Origin of the sequence: Mesorhizobium sp. M4A.F.Ca.ET.050.02.1.1, from assembly GCF_003997725.1 — a bacterium.
Taxonomy (GTDB): Bacteria; Pseudomonadota; Alphaproteobacteria; order Rhizobiales; family Rhizobiaceae; genus Mesorhizobium.
In genome coordinates this window covers 1-1301 of record NZ_RZSG01001173.1, presented here as the reverse complement: position 1 = coordinate 1301, position 1301 = coordinate 1, and the positions used below count along the sequence as shown (strand labels likewise).

At 64.6% G+C, this 1301-nt stretch carries 1 protein-coding gene; it reads right to left on the bottom strand.

Annotation, left to right across the window (positions count from 1 at the left end; all coding sequences use genetic code 11):
• On the bottom strand, positions 1-1271 hold a 1271-nt coding region (gene gcl, locus EOA33_RS36070), incomplete at its 3' end, for a glyoxylate carboligase (RefSeq protein WP_127407748.1).
• Positions 1272-1301 lie beyond the last annotated feature (30 nt).

The following is a 1301-nucleotide window of genomic DNA, read 5'->3' as shown; positions in this document are numbered from 1 at the left end:
GTCCAGCCGAGCGGGCCGGCCTGGCCGCAATTGATCCAGTTGCGCGGCTTGTAGACATGCAGGAACTGCGCGCCGGCGATCTGCGACAGGCCGATCGTGGTGACATAGGTGGTGTCGCGGCCGAAAGCCTTGTTCATCTCCTCATAGACGCGCTGCGGCTTCAGCGGCACCTGCTCGAAATGCGTCTTGCGCTTCATCGTCTTCTTGCGCTGCTGGCATTCCTTCGCCCAGCCCGACCAGTCGCGCAGCTTGCCCGCCGTCCGCCATTCGGTGGCGACGTCAAGCAGCATCTTCAGCGCGGCGCCGGCATCCGAGACAACGCCGAGGTCCGGCGCGAACACGCGGCCTATCTGGGTCGGTTCGATATCGACATGGATGAATTTCTTGCCCTTGGTGTAGACGTCGACCGAGCCGGTGTGGCGGTTGGCCCAGCGATTGCCGATGCCGAAGACGGAGTCGGCTTCCAGCATCGTCGCGTTGCCATAGCGGTGCGAGGTCTGCAGCCCGCACATGCCGGCCATCAGCCGATGGTCGTCAGGGATCGTGCCCCAGCCCATCAGCGTCGGAATGACCGGCACGCCGGTGACCTCGGCGAACTCGATCAGCAGGTCGGACGCGTCGGCATTGATGATGCCGCCGCCGGCGACGATCAGCGGCTTTTCCGCCTGATTGAGCATCGTCAGCGCCTTCTCCGCCTGGGCGCGCGTCATCGCCGGCTTGAAGGGGGCGAGCGGCTCGTAGGCGTCGATGTCGAATTCAATCTCGGCCATCTGCACATCCACCGGCAGGTCGATGAGGACCGGGCCGGGCCGCGACGAGCGCATCAGATGAAAGGCCTTCTGCAGCGCCATCGGCACCAGATAGGGTTCCATGACGGTGACCGCCCATTTGGCGACCGGCGCGGCGATCGCGGCGATGTCGACGGCCTGGAAATCCTCCTTGTTGAGGCGCGCGCGGGGAGCTTGGCCAGTTATGCAAAGGATCGGAATGGAATCGGCCGCCGCCGAATAGAGCCCGGTGATCATGTCGGTGCCGGCCGGACCGGAGGTACCGATGCAGAGGCCGATATTGCCGGCCTTGGCCCGCGTATAGCCTTCGGCCATATGCGAGGCGCCTTCGACATGGCGCGCGAGAACGTGACGAATGGTGCCCCTCGCCTTCAGCGACGAATAAAGCGGGTTGATCGCCGCGCCCGGCACGCCGAAGGCGCACGAAATGCCCTCCTTTTCGAGAACGAGAACGGCAGCGCCGACAGCGCGCATCCTGCCCATTTGCAAACCCTCCACGATTTCGTTGGTTGG